General features: G+C 65.2%; 2 protein-coding genes. Both read left to right on the top strand.

Going from position 1 to position 1,618, the window contains the following annotated elements; genetic code table 11:
* Positions 1 to 459 (top strand): hypothetical protein (locus ACYVDE_RS22120; protein WP_460503702.1); only part of this gene is annotated, 459 nt, incomplete at its 5' end.
* Between the two features lie 24 nt (positions 460 to 483).
* Positions 484 to 1,618, top strand: a 1,135-nt coding sequence (locus ACYVDE_RS22115) for an ArnT family glycosyltransferase (protein WP_460503701.1), incomplete at its 3' end; no start/stop codon positions are given.

Genomic DNA, 1,618 nt, shown 5'->3' with positions numbered 1-1,618 from the left:
GCGGCCCGGTGGCGCCCCCGGTGGGCGGGCTGGCCGCGCGCCCTGTACGTAGCCACCGGCCTGTGCCTGCTCATCACTACGGGGCAGATGATTCATGACCATCCCTTGCAAAACGTCTATTTCAATGCCCTGGCCGGCACCGATGTGGAGCACCGCTTCGAGCTGGACTACTGGGGCGTGGGCTACCGCCAGGACCTGGAATACATTGTGAGCCAGGATAACCGGCCCCGCATCAAAATAAAAGAAACTGCGCCGGAGCCCGCCAAATTCAACGCGCTAATGCTGCCGTTGGCCCAGCGCGACCGGCTGGTGTTTGTGGACGAGGCCGACAGCGCCGATTACGTGGTGACGAACTACCGCTGGCATCCGGAAGATTTTGAGTACCCCTTCGAGGTGCACCGCACCTTCGTGAACGGCGTGCGGGTGCATTCGGTGTTTCGGCAGCGGGCAGTGTGGTAATGTCCACATTATTAAGTAAATGATATGCTGAGCCAGGGATTGCAAATGGGGTTGCTGACGGGGAGCGGCCTGCTGCTGGCGGGCAGCGTGGGCGCGTGGTACCGGCAGCGCATGGCTTGGGCCGTAGGCCTGCTGATGGCCGCCGCGCTGCTGCTGCGCCTGGTAATGGCCGCCCTCGACCCCTTTCTGCACGAGTGGGATGAGCGGTTTCACGCCGTGGTGGCCAAAAACATGATGCAGCACCCGCTGGCGCCCATGCTGCACCCCGGCCTGCTGCCCTACGACTACAAAGCTTGGTGCTGCAACCACATCTGGCTGCACAAGCAGCCCTTGTTTATGTGGCAAATGGCCCTGAGCATGAAGCTGTTCGGCGTGAACGAAGTGGCGCTGCGCCTGCCCAGTGCGCTGCTCGGCAGCCTGGTGCTGTACCCGGTGTACCGGCTGGGCCGGCTGCTGCTCGACGCCGACACCGGCTACGTGGCAGCTTTGCTGGCGGCGTTTGCGTTCTACCAGCTGGAGCAAACCAGCGGCGTCATTGGCATGGACCACAACGACGTGGCCTTTGCGGCCTACGTCACGGCCAGCATCTGGGCGTATTACGAGTACCGACGCGGCGGCCGGCCGTGGCGCTGGCTGGTGCTGGTGGGCGTGTTTGCCGGGGCGGCCGTGCTGTGCAAATGGCTGCCGGGCCTGGTAGTGTACGCGGGCTGGGGAGTAGCCATCCTGCAGGAGTCGCCGCGCCGCTGGGCCGAATATGGCCGGCTGGCGGCATCGGTGGCGGTGGCCGTGGCCGTGGCGCTGCCCTGGCAGCTCTATTCGGCGTGGCGCTTCCCGCTCGAAAGCGCCTACGAGCGCGCCTACAACACCCGGCACTTCTTCGAGCCGCTTGAGGGCCACGACTACCCCTGGTACTACCACTTCAGCATGCTGCCCACCCACTACGGCGCCCTGCTGGTGCTAATGGCACTGGGCCTGGTGCTGCTGACGCGCCGCGGCCAGCTGGGGCGCCTGCTGCCCGTGTTGGCCATGATACTGGGAGTATATGCTTTCTTCACGGTGGCGGCCACCCGCATGTATTCCTATACCTACGTGGTGAGCGCGCTGCTGCTGCTGCTGGCGGCCGTGGCGCTGGCCGCGGCCCTGCTCTGGCTGCGCACGG

This window comes from Hymenobacter agri (genome assembly GCF_054778495.1).
The sequence above is the reverse complement of the archived record's forward strand: the minus strand, read 5'-3'. Positions and strand labels throughout refer to the sequence as shown.